This window comes from Glycomyces tritici, from assembly GCF_030403505.1.
Window position 1 is genome coordinate 498,502 of sequence record NZ_JAUEMJ010000003.1, and the last position, 17,094, is coordinate 515,595.

10 protein-coding genes are annotated in these 17,094 nt (G+C 70.3%); 4 read left to right on the plus strand and 6 right to left on the minus strand.

Annotation, left to right across the window (positions count from 1 at the left end; genetic code table 11):
- Window positions 1-118: 118 nt before the first annotated feature.
- A complete protein-coding gene (locus QWI33_RS12725; RefSeq protein WP_289957518.1) occupies window positions 119-1,129 on the minus strand; it encodes a hypothetical protein in 1,011 nt (336 codons plus the stop codon).
- A 352-nt stretch (window positions 1,130-1,481) separates the two neighbouring features.
- On the opposite strand from QWI33_RS12725, the gene glnII reads away from it, so the two are divergent.
- Complete coding sequence (glnII, locus tag QWI33_RS12730; protein ID WP_353895462.1) at window positions 1,482-2,501, plus strand: glutamine synthetase GlnII; 1,020 nt, start codon at window positions 1,482-1,484, stop codon at window positions 2,499-2,501.
- Between the two features lie 86 nt (window positions 2,502-2,587).
- Here the strand turns inward: glnII and QWI33_RS12735 are convergent, their stop codons facing one another.
- Window positions 2,588-3,886 carry a glycosyltransferase gene (locus QWI33_RS12735; RefSeq protein ID WP_289957765.1) on the minus strand — a complete coding sequence of 433 codons (1,299 nt, stop codon included), beginning with the start codon at window positions 3,884-3,886 and terminating at the stop codon, window positions 2,588-2,590.
- Window positions 3,887-3,891: 5 nt separating this feature from the next.
- Complete coding sequence (locus tag QWI33_RS12740) at window positions 3,892-7,062, minus strand: glycosyltransferase (protein ID WP_289957520.1); 3,171 nt, start codon at window positions 7,060-7,062, stop codon at window positions 3,892-3,894.
- Between the two features lie 299 nt (window positions 7,063-7,361).
- Between QWI33_RS12740 and QWI33_RS12745 the strand changes: the two genes are divergently transcribed.
- The gene (locus QWI33_RS12745) at window positions 7,362-8,906 is read left to right on the plus strand and encodes a glycosyltransferase family 2 protein (protein ID WP_289957521.1); all 1,545 of its coding nucleotides are present in this window, start codon (window positions 7,362-7,364) and stop codon (window positions 8,904-8,906) included.
- A gap of 20 nt (window positions 8,907-8,926) precedes the next feature.
- Here QWI33_RS12745 and QWI33_RS12750 read toward each other — a convergent pair whose 3' ends face one another.
- Window positions 8,927-9,946 carry a glycosyltransferase gene (locus tag QWI33_RS12750; protein ID WP_289957522.1) on the minus strand — a complete coding sequence of 340 codons (1,020 nt, stop codon included), beginning with the start codon at window positions 9,944-9,946 and terminating at the stop codon, window positions 8,927-8,929.
- A 163-nt stretch (window positions 9,947-10,109) separates the two neighbouring features.
- Between QWI33_RS12750 and QWI33_RS12755 the strand changes: the two genes are divergently transcribed.
- Both QWI33_RS12755 and QWI33_RS12760 read left to right on the plus strand, forming a co-directional pair.
- The gene (locus QWI33_RS12755; RefSeq protein ID WP_289957523.1) at window positions 10,110-12,386 is read left to right on the plus strand and encodes a glycosyltransferase; all 2,277 of its coding nucleotides are present in this window, start codon (window positions 10,110-10,112) and stop codon (window positions 12,384-12,386) included.
- Window positions 12,383-14,083: a glycosyltransferase family 2 protein gene (locus QWI33_RS12760; RefSeq protein WP_289957524.1), complete on the plus strand. Its 1,701-nt coding sequence runs from the start codon at window positions 12,383-12,385 to the stop codon at window positions 14,081-14,083. Before QWI33_RS12755 ends, QWI33_RS12760 begins: the two co-directional genes overlap by 4 nt.
- 48 nt (window positions 14,084-14,131) lie before the next feature.
- On the opposite strand, the gene QWI33_RS12765 is transcribed toward QWI33_RS12760, so the two are convergent.
- Together QWI33_RS12765 and QWI33_RS12770 are read right to left on the minus strand one after the other, a co-directional pair.
- Window positions 14,132-14,725 (minus strand): hypothetical protein, encoded by a 594-nt coding sequence (locus QWI33_RS12765; protein ID WP_289957525.1) that lies wholly within the window; start codon window positions 14,723-14,725, stop codon window positions 14,132-14,134.
- 58 nt (window positions 14,726-14,783) lie between these two features.
- Entirely contained in the window at window positions 14,784-17,093 is a 2,310-nt protein-coding gene (locus QWI33_RS12770) for an acyltransferase family protein (protein WP_289957526.1), read from the minus strand.
- Window position 17,094 lies beyond the last annotated feature (1 nt).

The window sequence follows — 17,094 nt, forward strand, 5'->3', positions numbered from 1 at the left end:
ACTGACTTCCGCGCGTCGGAGCGCCGGAGGGCGTGGGATGCGAGACCCCATGCACTGCAACCGGAGGGAGATTTTGAAGGCGGACTTCAAGTTCCCCGCGCACCGACGCGCGGAGGCCCTAGTCTGGGGCGACGGACAGCTCGGCGGCGCGGTCCAGCGGCCGCCCCAATTCCCCGATCACCGTGCGGGAGAGTGACACCTCTTCCCCCGCGGCTGACGGGGAGGCGCAGACAGCGGTGTGGCCGCTGTCGACGCCGACACCTGCGGTCGAGCCTTTGGCTCCACCGGGGATGACCTTCAGGTCAGGCAGTCCGGGGCCGTCGTACGGCCACGGCCTGGCCGAGATGCGCGGCACGCCGCGCACGTCCTCGACAGTGGATCGTTCCGTCCCCCGCTCGTGTTCGGCGGAGCACTCGGCGGCGGCGGCCGGCCGGCCGCTGTTCGCTCCGTGGAGCGACGCCGCCACCTCGTTGGAGGCCTGATTCGCCGAAAGCATGGTGAAGCTCGGTTGTCCTGCGGCACCGACGGGGACGCTCCCGGGCGTCGTCCCGTCGTCGAGGCGCAGGCCATCGGTCACCAGTCGCGCCAGTGCATCGACCGGTTCGGTCGAGGGCGCGACAGTCTCGTAGACACCGGGCACCGCGGAGGCCGGGCCGTCCGCAATGGAGGCCGTTCCCTTCACCAGGTTTCCCACCAGCGGTGCCACTACTTCGGCGGTGCGGTCTCCGACGGACTCGTCATCCAAGTCGAGTAGGCCAGGCACGGCATCGCTCTGCAACGCAGTGCGCACGGCCCCGTCCGTCTCGTCCACCAGGGATACCACCGGCTCGCCAAAGCCCGACACCAGCCCCGAGACCTCCCCCTGCCCCGCCGTTGCCCGATGTCCCAGCTGGTTCTGCGGGATCAGTCGCGCGGCCAGGCGCGACATGTCGGACACCTCTGCGGAGAGGGGGTCGGTCATCGCGGCAAGGCCATGCGATGCTGCGGAATCGTCTGATGCCCAAGCGGATGCGGCCAACGCGAAGGCCCCCAAGAGCAGGGACCCGAATGCGGTGAGCGCGGCGCCGAGGAGGAATCGGAGCACGCTGACGCGGCGAGTGACCTCGCTGCCTCCGGCGATGCGTCCCATCGTCTCCCCCGTCGTCCTGTACCTGAGCGCGAGCGTTCTCGCCGCTCGCAACTGTTAGAACGAAACGGGACTGATAGGGGATACGGGGTGAACCAGATTTTATCGCCGGAAATAGGGTGAGTCGGACTCACAGCATCCGCTCTCCTTTACGGCCGAAAGCGGGGCGAGACGGACGCACAGCGCGTCCCTGCTCACGCACAGCAGCGGTTAACAGACTGTTTACAAGACTTCAACGAACGAGAAATTGCTTCTTGGGAGCGTGGCAGCACAGCTTCACGGCTCGGGGCTCTGCTTTCACGGCGCGGTTCGGGCGAAGCTGGACCGCGTCACCGTTTTGAAGGGCTCCTACCTCATGGCTATCAAGGCCGAGTACATCTGGATCGACGGCACCGAGCCGACGGCCAAGCTGCGTTCCAAGACCAAGATCCTCGACGAGGGCCAGGAGCCCCCGATCTGGGGCTTCGACGGCTCCAGCACCAACCAGGCCGAGGGCCACTCCTCCGACTGCGTGCTGCGCCCCGTCAAGGTCACCCCGGACCCGATCCGCGGCGGCGACTCGATCCTGGTGCTGTGCGAGGTCCTCGACACCGACTTCACGCCCCACCCGACCAACACCCGCGCCAAGACCGCCGAGCTCGCCGAGCAGTACGCGGGCCAGGAGTCCTGGTTCGGCATCGAGCAGGAGTACACCTTCATGGTGGGCTCGCGCCCGCTCGGCTTCCCCGAGAACGGCTTCCCGGCCCCCCAGGGCGGCTACTACTGCGGCGTCGGCGCCGACGAGATCTTCGGCCGCGAGATCGTCGAGAAGCACCTCGACAACTGCCTCGCCGCAGGCCTGCCGATCTCCGGCATCAACGCCGAGGTCATGCCCGGCCAGTGGGAGTTCCAGGTCGGCCCGGCCTCCGCGCTCGAGGTCTCCGACTCGCTGTGGCTGGCCCGCTGGCTGCTCTACCGCACCGCCGAAGAGTGGAACGTCTCCGCGACCATCGACCCGAAGCCCGCCAAGGGCGACTGGAACGGCGCCGGCTGCCACACCAACTTCTCCACCAAGGCCATGCGCGAGGACTACGAGCCCATCATCGCCGCGTGCGAGGCGCTGGGCCAGGACGACAAGCCCGCCGAGCACATCGCCGTCTACGGCGACGGCATCGCGGACCGCCTCACCGGCGCCCACGAGACCGCCCACTTCACCCAGTTCTCCTACGGCGTCTCCAACCGCGGCGCCTCGATCCGCATCCCGTGGCAGGTCGAGAAGGACAAGAAGGGCTACCTGGAGGACCGTCGCCCCAACGCGAACATGGACCCCTACCTGGTGACCGGCAAGATCGTCGACACCGTCTGCTCCGCCCTGGAGAAGAAGGGCCTCGTCTAACCACGAGGCGCCATAGCAAGGTCCCATGGCGAACCGGAAGGGGCGCCGCGCTTCCCGCGCGGCGCCCCTTCTCGTACGTATCGGCCTCAGCCAGTGGTCACGACGCCGAGTGCTTCCACCCGTCGCAGCAGGGCCTGGTGCGAGAACCGCTCCTCGACGATGAGGCGCGCCCGTTCCGTTTGGGCCGCGTAGGCTTCGGGGTCGTTCACGAGGGACCGCACGACGGCGGCGACTTCGGCGGGCTCGCAGTACACGGCCGCCGCGCCGAACAGGGGTTGGAAGCGGGGGTCCATGACCACCGGGACGCCCGCGGCCATGGCCTCCAAGGGGGCCAGACCGAAGGCCTCGCGGCCCTCTTCGGCGATGAAGTAGACGAAGACGTCGAGGCCGTGCAGGAACGCGCGGGCGTCCATCGAGCCGAACTCATGCACGGTCCAGTTCTCGGGGATGCGGCCGAGCCGTTCGGCGACCGTGGCCGCGCCGCCGAGCACGTGGACCTCGAAGTCCGCGTCCTCCGGATGGCATTCGCGCAGGCGCTCAGGGGATTCGGGCCATTTGAGCGGGTGGTCGCGGGAATGGCGGCCGATGCGGATGCGCCCGTCTGCAGGGCGCGGGGACTCGCGCCGCCACAGGTCCGGGTCGAGGCACTCGGTCCAGTCCTCGGCGGCGAGGTCGGTCCGGGCGACGACCTCGGCATGGTGGTCCATGAGGGCGCGGCGGACCATGGGGCCCACCGGGAACCAGGTGTGCGGGCCGACCCAGGCGTCCAGGTTCGACAGGACCCGTTCGGCGTCCCAGGCCTCCTCCACGCCGCCTTCGGGGCCGTAGAACTTGAACGGGGTCTGGTTCACGATGAGGACCGTGCGGCCCGCCTCGATCTCGGGGAGGTCGTCGCGCAGGCGCAGCGCCACTGTGGGCAGGCGGACGATCAGGAGCGCGCACGCGACCGGGTCCCAGGCGTTCAGCAGCCGCACCGACTCGCCGTCGATGAGCGCACTGATCTTGTCGTTCAGCGGCCGCGAGACGTCCCAGTGGAACACCGGATGGTGCAGCAGGCCCACTGTGAGCCCCGCGTCCCGGTAGGCCTTGATCTCCTCGGCGTTCGCCGTCGAGTTGCCGCCGGGCAGCGCGAAGTGGGAGACGATGACGATGTCGACGTCGATGCGGACCGCGGCGGCGCGGCCGGCACGGCGGCGCTCCTGCCAGTCGAGCAGGACCGCGCCGGCCGCCAGGCGGGTCGCGGCGGTCTCCTCGGCAGAGCCGAGCAGGCGGCGCAGCTCCGGCACCGCCTCGGTCGAGAAGCCGTGCTCAAGGCGGCCGGTGAGCTTCATCAGGGCGCGGCGGCGGCTGCCGGGGATCGAGCCGAGCGGGACGCGTTGCTCCATGTCAGTCACCGGGCGTCCACCGGGGCCGGGAGGCGCACCCCGAGCGAGGCGACCCGCTCCAGGAGCGCGTCGTACGAGTAGTGCCGCTCGACGCGGTCGATGGCGCGCGCCGCCTGGGCGGCGTACAGCTCCGGGTCGTCCATGAGCTCCCGCACGCGGGCCTCCACTTCGGCGGGTTCGCAGTAGACCGCGCCGTCGCCGAACAGCGGCTCGAAGCTGCGCGGCAGCACGCACGGCAGGCCCACGGCCATGGCCTCCAGCGGGGTACGGCCGAAGGCCTCCTCGCTGGAGTCGGCGATGAAGAACACCAGGACGTCCATGCGGTGCAGGAACTCGCGGGGGCGTTCGGCGCCGAACGGCAGCACGGTCCAGTTCTCGGGGAGCTTGCGCAGGAGCACCTTGGCGGCCTTCGCACCGCCGAGAACGTGGATCTCGAAGTCGTCCGAGGCCGGGTAGCAGGCCAGGATCTGCTCAGGGGTCTCGGGCCACTTGTGGGCGTGGTCGCGGGTGTGGCGGCCGATGCGGATCGGGCCCGCGCCGGGGCGGCGGCCCTCGCGGCGCCACTGCTCGGCGTCGAGCACCGCGTACCAGTGGTCGGGCGAGATCTCGATCCCCTCGATCTCGTCGGCGTGCGCGTTCACGAGGGCGTCGCGGACCACGGGGCCCTGGGGGTACCAGGTGTGCTCACCGAGCCAGTCGGTGAGGTTGCGGTGGACGGTGCGCACGTCCCAGGTGAGACGCCGGCCCAGTTTGGGGCCGTAGTAGTGCCAGGGGGTCTGGTTGACCACCAGGACCGTGCGGCGCGGCCGCAGGTCCGGCAGGTCGTCCATGGGACGCATCATGATCCGCGGGAACCGCACGATCGCCAGGTCGCAGTCGACGCGGTCGCGGGCGGTGATCCACTCGACGCCGTCGTCCTCCAGGAGCCGCTGGATCTTGTCGTTCACGGGGCGCACCAGCGGCCAGTCGTACACCGGGTAGTGCAGCAGGCCCACTTTCAGGCCGGCGCGGCGCAGCGCCTGGATCTCCTCCGCGTTCGACGAGGAGGAGCCGCCGGGCAGGTGGAAGTTGGAGACGATCACGACGTCGAGTTCGAGGTGGCGCCGCTCGGCGCGGTCCTCGGCCTCATGCCAGGCGGTCAGGGCCTCCATCGCCGCGATCCGCAGCGTCGGGATCTCGGCCTCCGAGCGGGCGATGCCGCCCAGGTGCGCGCGGGCCTCGACCGACCAGCCGACGTTGAGACGGTCGGTCCACAGCTCCAGCGACCGCCGCTGCTCCGCGGTGGGCACGCCGAGCAGGTCCTGCTCGGTCGGGTGAAGCCGGGCGCGCAGGACGCGCAGCTTTCCGGCGGCCCGGCCCAGACCCCGCCGCAGCACGGCCTTCTTGCCGCGAAGGAGCTTGCGCGGCAGGCGTTTCAAGCGCCCGGCCAGCGACCGGGCGCGCCCCGTCGCGCGGCTCACCGCGGTCGGCGGGACGACCGCGGGCTCCGGCTCCTCGGGGACGGGCGGCATGACCGCGACCGGCCCGATCCGCGCGTCCGGGAAGTCGAAGGCGACGGCCGCGGCGATCAGCTCGTCCGCGGCCAGCGCCCCTTCGGCGCGGATCTCGCGCAAGTCGACCCATTCGGCTCCCGCGAGGTGGGCCCGGCGGACCGCTTCGCGGCCGACCGGGATGTACCGGTCCGCGACGGCGGCCCAGCTCTCGTAGTGGGCGATGGCGACCCGGGTACCGGCGGCGGCGTCGCGTTCGAGCTCGTCGAGCATCGCCCGCTGCTGCGGCCCGGCCTCGCGCCAGTCGCCGATGTAGACGCGGTCGACTGCGGTGATGCGCTTGGCGCCCAGGAGCGGAGCCGGTGCGGGGAAGGGCCGCTGCGTCGTGGCGTCGGGCAGGAAGGGCTTGGCGCGTTTGGCCTGGATGTCGCGGTGCCAGTGGTGGAAGCCGGCCTCGTAGGCGAAGCGCAGCGGGTGCATCCAGCCTTCGCCGACCTCGCCGCCGGACAGGGAGGTCGGGCTCTGGCGGATCACGGTGTGCTTGGCGTCCAAGCGAATCCAGCGGCGCGAGCCGAAGGTCTTCTGGAGGCGCAGGCGGAACTCGGTGTCGGCGCCCTTGCGGGTCACGTCGTAGTAGCCGAGCTTCTCGCGCACGGGCCGGGTGCGGAAGAGGATCGGGGTGGAGAAGAGCTTGGCGAGGCTCTGGGCCGGGCCCGTGAAGAGGTGGAGGTCGGCGGTGGCGCGGATGCCCTGGCTCGCGGACATGACGGCGGCGGCGTCCGCGACCAGCGGCGCGGCGAGCGCTTCGAGCCAGCGCGGGTGGGCCCAGTCGTCGGAGTCGAGGCCGGCGGTGAACTCGCCCTTGGCCTTGGCGAGGGCGCTGTTGCGGGCGCGGTAGGTGCCGCCGTTGGCGCTCTGGGTGAAGAGGGTGACGCGCTCGTCCAGGGCGACGGCCTCGCGCAGGACCTCGTCGTGGTCGGGTCCGGAGGCGTCGTCCACCAGGAGCAGTTCCCAGTTGCGCCAGGACTGGTCGACCAGGGAGCGGACTGCGGCGATGAGTTCGGGGCCGGGCCGGTGCGCGGTCATGATGACCGAGATGAGCGGACCTTCCACGGTGCCTGGGACGCCGGGGGCCGCGCGGAGCCGGTCGAGCAGCGGGAGCGTCGGTTCGTCAGCCGTGAGCGCGACGTCGTCCCAGCCCGCAAAGCCGCGGAACGCCGCGAACCAGGCCTGCTCGTCGCCGCCGTGTACGGGATGGGCGGCCTCGGCGGCGTAGGCGGCGGCGTGGTCGGCGGGGGCCGACGCGAGGAGCCGTTCGATGCGGCCCGCCTCCCCCTGCCAGACGGCGAGGCGGAAGTGGAGGGCCCGGTGGTTTTCGGGGCCGCCGGTGGGATCGAGATCACGTGCCCGGTCGTAGAGGGCGAGGGCCAGATCGGCGTCGCCGTCGGCGACGGGCCGCTGCACGAGGGTGCGGGCGAGTTCGCGGAGGGCGTCCGGGTGCGTGCCGGTGAGCGCCGCGGCCGGATCGGCCGCACCCGCCCGGGAGGCGAGGAGCGCCCGGCCCAGGCGCGATCCGCCTCGGATGGCGCTGCCGGCGATCGCGGGCAGCGCCGCGTCTGCCAGCGCCGGACCGAAGAGGTGCGCGGGCGGCTGGACGGGGGGCCGGGTGCGGGAGTTCGTGGTCATCGTTCCTATGCAGCGGGTACGGACCCACCGTTGGGTTGTGTGGCGGTTCGGCAGTGGCGTTGAGGGACGCGGAGGCGGGTATTCGACCCGGTCGGCGAATCGTCGGCGACCACTTCATTGTCGCAAACGTATACACGCGCCGTAGGCTCTCGCGGTGGCACCGAGGTACCCCGCGCCGCCTCCGCAGAAGACCATAGCCGAGGTCGGCAAACGCCGGTCGCGGGTTCGCGCGCGCGTACCCCCGCGCACAGGTCCGGGCACGGGTGAGCAGTACCGGCGGGCAGTAAACTCGCCGCATCATGGAGAACCCGATCCCCCCGCTGCGCGTCCCCCGAAACGACAGCGGCTCGCTCGCCCCCGCCCGCCTCGGCGACTGGACCCCGACGAAGCGGGTGTCGGTCGTCGTACCCGCCTTCGGAGGCCAGGACAAGCTCGACCTCGTCCTCGCGTCGCTCGCAGCCCAGACGTACCCCGCGGATCTGCTCGAAGCGGTCGTCGTCGACGACGGCAGCGAACCGCCGCTGCGGCTGCCCGAAGTGCGGCCCTCCGCCACCCGGATCGTGCCGAACCGGCCCGGCCGGTGGGGCATCGCCGCCGCCGTGGACGCGGGGATCGGCGCCGCGACCGGCGAGGTCATCGTGCGGCTGGACTCGGACGTCGTCGTGGACGGGCGCCATGTGGAGGCGCATGCACGCTGGCACGAGGCCGGCGACTACTTCGCGGTGATCGGGAAGCTCGCGTTCGTCGACATCGACCTCGCGACCGATTCGCTCGATCCCGGGCGGGTGCGCGACGCGGTCGCCGCAGGCGAGGCCGCGGCGCTGTTCGCGGACCGTCAGGTCGGTGACGAGTGGGAGGTGGCGCTCGTCAAGGAGTCCGGGGGCGTCGTCGAGGACCCGGTGCAGGCGTTCAGGATCGCCAACGGGGCGACCATCTCCTTCACGCGCGCCATGTATGAGGACTGCGGCGGCACCGACGCGACGATGCCCCTGGGCAGCGACACCGACTTGGGCTACCGCATGGCCCAGCGCGGCGCCCTGTTCGCGGCCGACGCCGAGGCCGCTGCCTGGCACTTGGGGCTGTCGCAGCTGAAGTCGCGCCGCCAGGACGGCAAGCGGTACCGGCGCCCGTTCGCCGCCAACCGCATCCCGTCGCTGCGGCACCTGCGCTCCGAGGCGGGCCGGGCCTGGGAGGTGCCCTACGTCAGAGTCGTGGTCGACGCCACCGGTTCGCGGCTGGAACCCGTGCGGGCCACGGTGAACGCGGTGCTGGCCGGCACCCTCGCCGACATCGAGGCGGTCCTCCTCGGCCCCTGGGCATCGCTCTCCGAGGACCGGGTCGCTCCCCTGGAGGACCCGCTGCTGGACCTGCGGCTCATCCGCGAGACCTTCCGCGGGGACGCCCGAGTCCGGTTCATGGAGAAGGCGCCCGAAGCGGTCGCGCCGGTGCCGTTCCAACTGACCTTGGCTCCTGGCGCAGTGCCGCGCCGCGACGGCCTGGAGCGCCTGGTCGCGTACGCCGACGAACAGCGCCTCGGCCGGGTCGAGACCGCTGTGCCCAGCCGTGTGGGACCGCTGCGAGTGCGCCTGGACCGCACCGCCGCGCTGGCCCGCGCCGAACGCCTTCGCGAACCCGGTGAGGACCTCGACGCGGTCCTGCAAGCCGTCTGGGGCATCGGCCGGGCCGAACCCGGTCCCTGGTTCCTCTCCGAGGAGTCGAAGGCCGAGGCGCACCGCCGGCAGATCGCCGAGCTCAGGGCCGCCTTGGCGCTGCTCGAAAGCACTGCGCCTGTGCGGAGATCCCTGCCGCGCCGAGCGCTGGGTCGGCTTCGCCGGCTGTTCTAGAGCCGCCGAATAGTTGGGCCCTAGGCGACCCAGGCCCTGGCGAGCTCCTTGCGCCGGTCGTGCAGCTCCTGGCGCTTGGCCAGGAGTTCGGTATCGGCGCGCTCGCCTGCTTTTCGCAGCTGCCGTATCTGCGCACGCACGCGCTTGATGTCGCGGTCGACGGCCTTGCCCTGGTCCACGAGGTCGACGTGCCGCTCCGCCAGCACCGGCTCATCGATATCGCGCAGCCCCCCGGCCGCGTCGACACCGAATGCGCGCAGGGTCTTGGCGGCGAGCTCGTGGGCGCCGGGATTGGCGACGGTGCCGTCCCGGAGGCCTTTACCGGTGCGCAGCAGCACGAGGGAAGTGGCCGTGGTCGCGTACAGCCACCAGCGGGTGTCGCCGCCGAGATGCCGCACTGAGCCGTCTCGCTCCACCACCCAGTCGGGGATGCGCCGGTGGTTCTTGCCGTAGACCGAGGTGAACGCGTCGAACGACTCCAGCAGGGACGTGCCGATGGAGTGGCTGTGGTGGTAGGCGCGGTAGCCGTGCCCGGTCGCGGGAACCCACTGGTACCCGGAGACGGCGGTGATGGCCGCCGGCAGTGCGCTCCCGTTCGCGAGCAGCTCGCATGCGGCTCGGCGGATCTCCCCGAACAGCTCGCGGTGCACGGCGTCGTCGTTGTCGATCCTGGTGGTCAGCACGGGCGGGCGGCCCTTGGCCTCGGCTTCCTTGAGGCACCACTGCTTGAACTCCGACTCGAAGTCGTCGAGCAACTCGAGTTCGAGCAGTCGGATCCAGGGGCGGGCGGCGGCGAGCTCGTCGAGCCGCTCGCGGAAAGACTGAGGCATGTCGCGGTCGATCCCGAGCACCCATGTGAAGTCCTTCTCCGATTGGGCGTCGATCGAGGACAGGGCGAGCGTCTCGAACAGCTGCCAGCGGTACTCGAGCCACTGCACGTTGAACACCCCGATCTCGAGCCTGGTGCCCACGACGTGCAGGAGGTGGCGCTTGCCGCGGGGCATGCCCAGGCGGCGGGCGACGCGGTCGCGAAAAGCCATGTTCGCTCTTCTCATGTCGGACTGAAGGGTGAGTGGGTCGATCGCTTGTGGCGCAACGATGTTCGGAGTGTCGCGCCCTGGGGGGTTGAGGGCGGCACGTGCGTCGGGGGCCTTCCCTGAGCCCCGCACGGCACCTGCCACACTAGCGAACTCGGCGAACGCCGTGGCCCTCTGCACAGGGCGGCTTTCCTTTCACCCGGTACCCGTTCTCAGCTGGAGCAACTGCACCTCAGGCACTGGCAAGGCGATCACTGTCACTGTGAAGGGGCGGTCACCGGCACTCGCGGGGTTGCGTGAACCGATAACATGTACTCAGGTTACGGCCGTGCCGCTCCGTCCCGGACGAGACGACGCCACTGCCACCAGCGCTGTGCCGATACAGCAGGTCCAACCGCCTGCGACACGGCCCGGCACCCGGGCGGGGTTCCCTGACCGTTCCGGAGGCCATCGACCATCCGAAAGTGACCTTGTGATCAGCGACCCTGCGTTCAGTACCCGCTTGCGCGCACTCCTTCGGGAAACATGCGCATTCGTCGGCGTCATCGGCTTCGACGAGGGTCCGGCAGTACTCGCGTCCCTGACATCCGAAGAAGCGCCGGTCCACGACCTGCACCTGCTGCCCGAGGCTCCGTTCAAGGCCGAGCCCCCGCACCAGGGAACGGTCGTACTGGTCGCGCGGACGCTCACCGATCTGGCGCAGGCCTCGCTGTACAGCCAATTCCTGCCGAGCGCCCGGCACCTCTATGTCGAAGTGGCCCAGATGGCCGAGCCGAGCCGCCCGACCTCGATCGACCTGCCGCCGACGAAACCGTGGCGCACCATGATCGAGCAGCGAATCCGCCGCGGTCGCACCGGTCACTGGTCCATCGAGACGATCCTGGACCAGCCGGCCGACCTCGCCTCCCTCGTCCGCGCCTGCACCGGGCACCGCGCCCCCCGAGCGAGGCCGCTGGTCCCTCGCGTCGGCGTCGTCGGCGCCGCCACGCAGTGGGCGGCGGGAACATCCGGGTACGCGCTCGCTCCGCTCGGAGTCGAATCCGCCGCACCGGGAAGTGCCACCTACCCGGCCGCCGACCTGGTGCTCCATTCAGTGCCCGTCGCGGAGGTCCCTGCATGGGGCGGCCATCCGCGCCTGATCGAACGGCGGAACGCCGGGACGTCACGGCCCAATTCGATCTTCCCCGACCACCGGCAGCCACTGCATGAGCGACCGCGACCGCAGGACCTGCCACCAGTCAACGAGTACCTGGTCAACCCCATCGGGTTCCGGTGGGAGACGACCGCTGAGCGCCCGATCATGTCGTTCGACGGCCGCGGATGGAGTCTGCACCCGCTGACCTCCCCCGCTTTCGCGCTGCCCGCCTCCGGGATGGTGACCGACACCGAGATCGAACGGTGCCGCCCGTTTCGCTCGGTCGCCGTCGACTGGGATTCGCATCCGGGCGACGCCGCCGGCGCGGCCGCCGTCGTAGCCCTCGCTGCCGCCGGTGTACCCCTGGTGGCGCACGGGCCGATGCCGCGCTGGGCCCTCGCGCTCGGCGAGGAACTGAACGGCCTCGTCGGCCGATACGAGCCGAGCGACATGGACGACCCGCTCCTGCGTGAACTGCACAGCGTGCGGCTGCGGCGATCGGCCCTCGCCTTGCACGGTTCGGCCTCGCGCGGCCCGGCCCACGGCGTTCCGAGCGCCCTCGGCGTCGACGATTCCGTATCGGTCATCCTGTGCACCCGGAGGCCGACGTTCCTGAACTCGGCATTCGCGCAGATCGCGGCGCAGCGCCACGACCGGGTGGAACTTGTCCTCGTGCTGCACGGCATCTCAAGCGAGCACCCGCAGGTGCGTGAGGCGGTCGCGGCGGTTCATCTGCCGTTGCGGATCGTGGAGGTGGCGGCCTCGGAGGCGTTCGGGGACGCGCTCAACGCCGGCGTCGCATCCGCCTCCGGCAAGTTCATCACGAAGTTCGACGACGACGACTGGTACGGTCCTCACCACCTCTCCGACCTCCTGCTCGCGGCCCGCTACTCCGGCGGCGACCTCATCGGCACCCAGCCCGAATTCGTCCACCTGGAATCTCCCGACCTGACGATCCACAAGCGCCCCGGTCCGAGCGAGCGCTTCAGCGTCCACGTCTCCGGGGCGACCATGCTCATCCGCCGGGAGGACCTGCGCGAACTCGGGGGCTACCGACCGCTGCGAACCAGTGAGGACCGTGCGCTGCTGCAGGACGCGCAGCGCCGCGGCGGCAAGGTGTACTGCACGCACGGTCTCAATTTCCTGATCTCGCGCCGATCGACGGGCCACACCTGGAACGCCCCGGCCGCCGCCTTCCTCCGCAACAACGTCCGTCAGTGGCACGGAGTCGACCTCGGCCCCGCCATCGCCGCAGACACACTTGAAGACCACCTGAAAGCCCAGAAAGGCACGGTCGCACCGCGATGAACCAACCGGTCCCCGACACCGCATCCCCGCTACGCGTCAAGCGGAACCGCTACGACGCGATCGATGCACCGCGGCTCGGAGCATGGGAACCCGACGCAGTCGTGTCCGTCGTCATCCCCGCATACGGCGCGCAGGAGGAGCTCGACGTCACCCTGGCCGCCCTGGCCGCGCAGAGCTACCCGGCCGCGCTCCTGGACGTCGTGGTCGTCGACGACGGCTCCGAACCGCCTTTGCGGCTGCCCGAACTGAAGCCCGAGCGCACCCGCATCGTCCGCGCCCCCGAAGGGCAATGGGGCGTAGCAGCCGCCGTCGACTTCGGCATCGACACGGCCGAAGGCGACGTCATCGTCCGGCTCGACTCCGACGTGCTCCCCGACCGCACGCACGTCGAGGCCCATGCGCGCTGGCACCAGAAGATCGACTACTGCGTGGTCATCGGCAACCTCGGGTTCGTGGAGATCGAGGCCGAGGAACTGGATCTGGAGAAGGTCCACGCGGCGGTGGCGTCCGACGCCGCCGAAACGCTCTTCGGCACCCTCGAAATCGGGCAGAGCTGGGAGATCTCGCTGCTGGAGCGCACTGAGCGGCTTCTGGAAGATGAACTTCGCGCCTACTCGGTGACCAACGGCGCCACCATCTCGTTCACCAAGGCCTTCTACAGCCGCTGTGGCGGCATCGACAAGGACCTCAAGCTCGGCAGCGACACCGAGCTGGGGTATCGGCAGGCGCAGGCGGGGGCCGTGTTCGTTCCGGAAGCCCAGGCCCGCGCCTGGCATCTGGGCGAGTCGCAACTGCAGTCTCGCAACGAAGCCGGCAAACGGTACCGCCAGCCGTTCGTCGCCAACCGGGTCCCAACGCTGCGCCACCTGCGCACACAGCCGGGGATCACTTGGAGAGTGCCGCTGGTCGAGGTGACCGTCGACGTCGCAGAGGCGACGTTCGAGCAGGCCACCGCGAGCGTCGCCTCCGCCCTGTCCGGCAGTCTGCAGGACTTCCGGGTCCTGCTGAAGGGCCCCTGGTCGCAGCTGTCCGGCGACCGGGTCCGCCCGCTGGACGACCCGCAGCTGGAACTGCGGCTCCTGCGAGAAGTGTTCTCGGCCGACCATCGCGTGTCTTATGTAGAGGAGTGGCCGGAGACGGCGGCTCCCGCACCGTTCAGGCTCGAACTCGTTCCCGGCACCGTGCTCCGCCCGGACGGTCTCAGGGACGTCCTGGCCGCTGCGGACAAACAGCGCGCAGGCCGGATCAAATTCCTGACCAACGCACACGGCGGCACGCCCCGTGCGGTGCTCGACCGCACGGCCGCGGTCTCCCGCGCCCTGGCCACCCTGCGCCCTGACGAGGATCTCGACCAGGCGGTGGAGGAGGCCTGGGGCCTGCGCTGGGCCGACGGCGGCGAGTGGTTCGCCCACTGGGAGGACGAGGACCTCGGCGTGACTCCGATGCACCTGTTGCAGCGCACCGCTTCGCTGACCGCTGCGGTCAAGCGGCTCGAAGTGAAAGAAGCAGAGCTGCGCAAGCGGGTCACCAGGTGGAACCGCGCGGGGAACGCCGCGCGCGATGAGGCCAAGAAATGGGAGCTGGCCACCCGACACTGGCAGCGCGCCGCGGAAGCATGGCAACAGGAGCCGGCGCCGCGGCAGAAACCGCAACGACCGTTCCTGCGCCGCGTCAAGGACCGGTTGCGGCGGCGCTGAACGCGGCCTGAGCAGCCGACGGCGATCAGCCGTCGGCTCCGTACGCTCCTACCAGTCCTCGGCGTGGGTGAAGTTCTGCGTCAGGTCGCTGCACGCGGTGCTGACGTCCTCGAAGTGGTAGCGCCACTGGCAGGTGATCTGGATGGCCCGATTGCCGGAGAACAGGTAGTAGTTGCTCTGCTTGACGACCGGGCGCTCGGTGTCCCCGTCGTCGACCGGGAACTCGACGTACCGGTGAATGCCGTCGGCGCGGTGCACCAGGGTCGGGTAGTAGCCCTCCAGGTCGCTGCCGACGCCGCGGGCCTCGTCGTAGGCGAGGACCAGTTCGAGCTGCGACTCGTACGTCGACGTGTCGACGCCCTCGTCGAGCAGGTAACTGGTCACGATGAGACGGTCGTTGGCGAACTCGTCGCCGTCGAGGCCGAAGATCTGGGTGACCTCCGTCGGCGCCATCAGATCGGTGCGCTCCTCGTCAGCGACCGGGACGAAACCCGCGGGAGCGGCGATCTGCACCTCGGCCGGCTGGTCCCACCCCTGGGGCCCTTCGGACTCGGCCGAGCCGTCGGGCTCGCCGCTTTCACCGGTGCACCCGGCCAGCAGCAGCAGGACCGCTGCACCGATCAGTGGTACTACTGTCCTCATCGTGTTCCTTTCAAGACTTCGGGGAGACCACCGGCTCGCGTGGGGCCGGCGGCGGGGTTCAGAGCTCGGGGAGCGCGTCTTCAAGAAGCCCTTCCAGCGAGGCCGCGTAGTGCGTGGTCATATGGTGGGCGTCCCTGTACATCAGGATATCCCCCGCGATCACGGGACAGGTACCTTGCGTGCAGAACCAGTCGACGGGGTCGATGACGACCGCGCCGGCCGCTTCCTGCAAGGCCATCGTGTCCGCCCGGCGCTCGGGGAGCCTGATGCCTTCGGCCTGGGGGATGCTGCAATCCTGCAGCGAGTCCATGTGCAAGGAGACGCATTCAGGTATCGACTCGGTCGAACGCGGCGTATCGGCGATGGTGACGACCTGCGCGCCCGCTCCCTGGATGCGATCGAGGGTCTCCTGCCAGCCGTCGAGCCAGGCGCTGTCGGCGTCGTCGACGCCATGGAGCACCGGGCCCTCAGACGAGCTGAGGATCACGAGGTCGGGGGCGATGGAGTCGAGCTCCTCGAACACGTTGCCGCGCCATTCGTCGCATTGCGCGTAGTAATCGTCGATCTCCTCGTCCTCGACCGAGACCGACACCGGCGTGCAAGCGCTCTTGGTCCGGATGATCAGGCGCCAGCCGTTGCGCTCCATGATCGGCTCCAGGGCCGGGAACCACTGAGCGGCATGGGAGTCGCCGAACAGCACTGCGGTCTTGTCGCCGTCGATGACGCCGTAGGTGCAGTTGTCCGGCTGGACGGTCTCGACCTTTCGCAGATGGCAGTCGTTGTCGTAGATGGCCGGCTGGTCGTTCTCGACTTCCAGAAGCGAGGGCGTCAGGTTCTCCGGCACTGTGTTCACTTCGAGGGCTGCGGCCAGCTGCTCTTGGAGTTGCGCGACGGTTTCGGACTGCTCGACCTCCGCTGCGGGAACGGGATCACCGCTCGGAGCCCGAACGAAGACGACCGTGAAGGCGATGACCACCGCGATCCCCACGAGTGAGCAGGCGAGGCCGGTGAGCAGGCCCCACACTTTGTTCGCCTTGATGAAGCGCGCGTTGCGGACCGGCTCCTCGATGTACTGGTACGAGACTTGCGCCACGGCTACCGCGCCGATGAGGAGCACGACGTTGAGGAGAATCGAGGGTTCGGCGCCGACGGCCAGCGGGATCAGGATGAGGATCGGCCAGTGCCACAGGTAGAGGCTGTAGGAGATCTTCCCGAAGAACTGAAACGGCCCGGTGCTCAGGAGCCGCCCGACAGGATGGCCCGCGGCACTCGTGCCGGCGATGATGAGGAGCATGGTGCCCGTGACCGGCAGCATGGCCGAGTAGCCGGGGAACGGGGTCGCCTCGCCGAACATGAACCCGGCGGTGAGCACCATGGCGAGGCCGATGATGCCGAGGCCCCAGGCGGCCGCCTTCGGGGTCTTCCTCCAGGCGGGCAGCGCGAGTGCGAGCAGAGCGCCCGCCGCGAGTTCCCAGGCCCGGGTGTGGGCGGCGTAGTAGGCGGTCGGCTGCGACTGCTCGGTGACCAGGACCGAGAGCACCAGCGAGATGCCGATGACCACGGCGCAGGCGGCGACGCCCGCGCTGACGAACTTGCGCGGCGACCGCCCGGCCAGGAACATCAGTCCGATGAGGAGCAGCGGCCAGAGGAGGTAGAACTGCTCCTCGACCGCCAGCGACCAGAACTGCTGGAAGGGGGACGGCATCTGGTCGGCGTTCAGGTACTCGGTCTGCTCGGTCACGAACCGGTAGTTCACGACGTAGACGATGACGGTGAAGGCATCCTGCATGACCGCTTCGAGGCGGGTGACGGGGAACCACAGCCAGGCGCCGACGACCGTCGCGACGGTGACGAGGCTGGCGGCGGGCAGGATGCGGCGGGCCCGGCGGGCGTAGAACCCGGCCAGGGAGATCTTGCCGGTGTCGAAGACCTCCTTCACCAGCAGTGAGGTGATGAGGAAGCCGGACAGGACGAAGAAGACGTCGACGCCGATGTAACCGCCTGCGGCGAAACCGAAGCCGGCGTGCGAGAGCAGCACCAGGAGCACTGCCACGGCTCGCAGGCCCTGGATATCGGGTCGGAACCCGACGCCCTCCCACGCGATGGGGACGTGGTTCGGGGGCGCCTGGGCGGGGCGCGGGTGGCCGCCGGTGGTCGCCGGCGGCGGACCCGGGTGCAGTGCGGGGGGCGAGGGAGCGCGGAAGGGCGGCCGCACGGGGTAGGGACTCGGAGCGGTGCGCTGCGGCGCGGCAGCGGGGGACGGCCGCGCGGCGGCTGTCGCGACGGACGGCAGGTGGAGGGTCTCCTCGTTGACACCGTTCCCGGCTTCGGCTCGGGGCGGGGGCCCGGGGGGCTGGGGCGAGGTCATG

Bases quoted from the DNA above. Each gene is read 5' to 3' on its own strand.
- QWI33_RS12740 (WP_289957520.1), bottom strand. From the start codon at position 7,062: ATGACCACGAACTCCCGCACCCGGCCCCCCGTCCAGCCGCCCGCGCAC.
- QWI33_RS12760 (WP_289957524.1), top strand. From the start codon at position 12,383: ATGAACCAACCGGTCCCCGACACCGCATCCCCGCTACGCGTCAAGCGG.
- QWI33_RS12750 (WP_289957522.1), bottom strand. From the start codon at position 9,946: ATGGCTTTTCGCGACCGCGTCGCCCGCCGCCTGGGCATGCCCCGCGGC.
- QWI33_RS12725 (WP_289957518.1), bottom strand. From the start codon at position 1,129: ATGGGACGCATCGCCGGAGGCAGCGAGGTCACTCGCCGCGTCAGCGTG.
- QWI33_RS12770 (WP_289957526.1), bottom strand. From the start codon at position 17,093: ATGACCTCGCCCCAGCCCCCCGGGCCCCCGCCCCGAGCCGAAGCCGGG.
- glnII (WP_353895462.1), top strand. From the start codon at position 1,482: ATGGCTATCAAGGCCGAGTACATCTGGATCGACGGCACCGAGCCGACG.
- QWI33_RS12735 (WP_289957765.1), bottom strand. From the start codon at position 3,886: ATGGAGCAACGCGTCCCGCTCGGCTCGATCCCCGGCAGCCGCCGCCGC.
- QWI33_RS12765 (WP_289957525.1), bottom strand. From the start codon at position 14,725: ATGAGGACAGTAGTACCACTGATCGGTGCAGCGGTCCTGCTGCTGCTG.
- QWI33_RS12745 (WP_289957521.1), top strand. From the start codon at position 7,362: ATGGAGAACCCGATCCCCCCGCTGCGCGTCCCCCGAAACGACAGCGGC.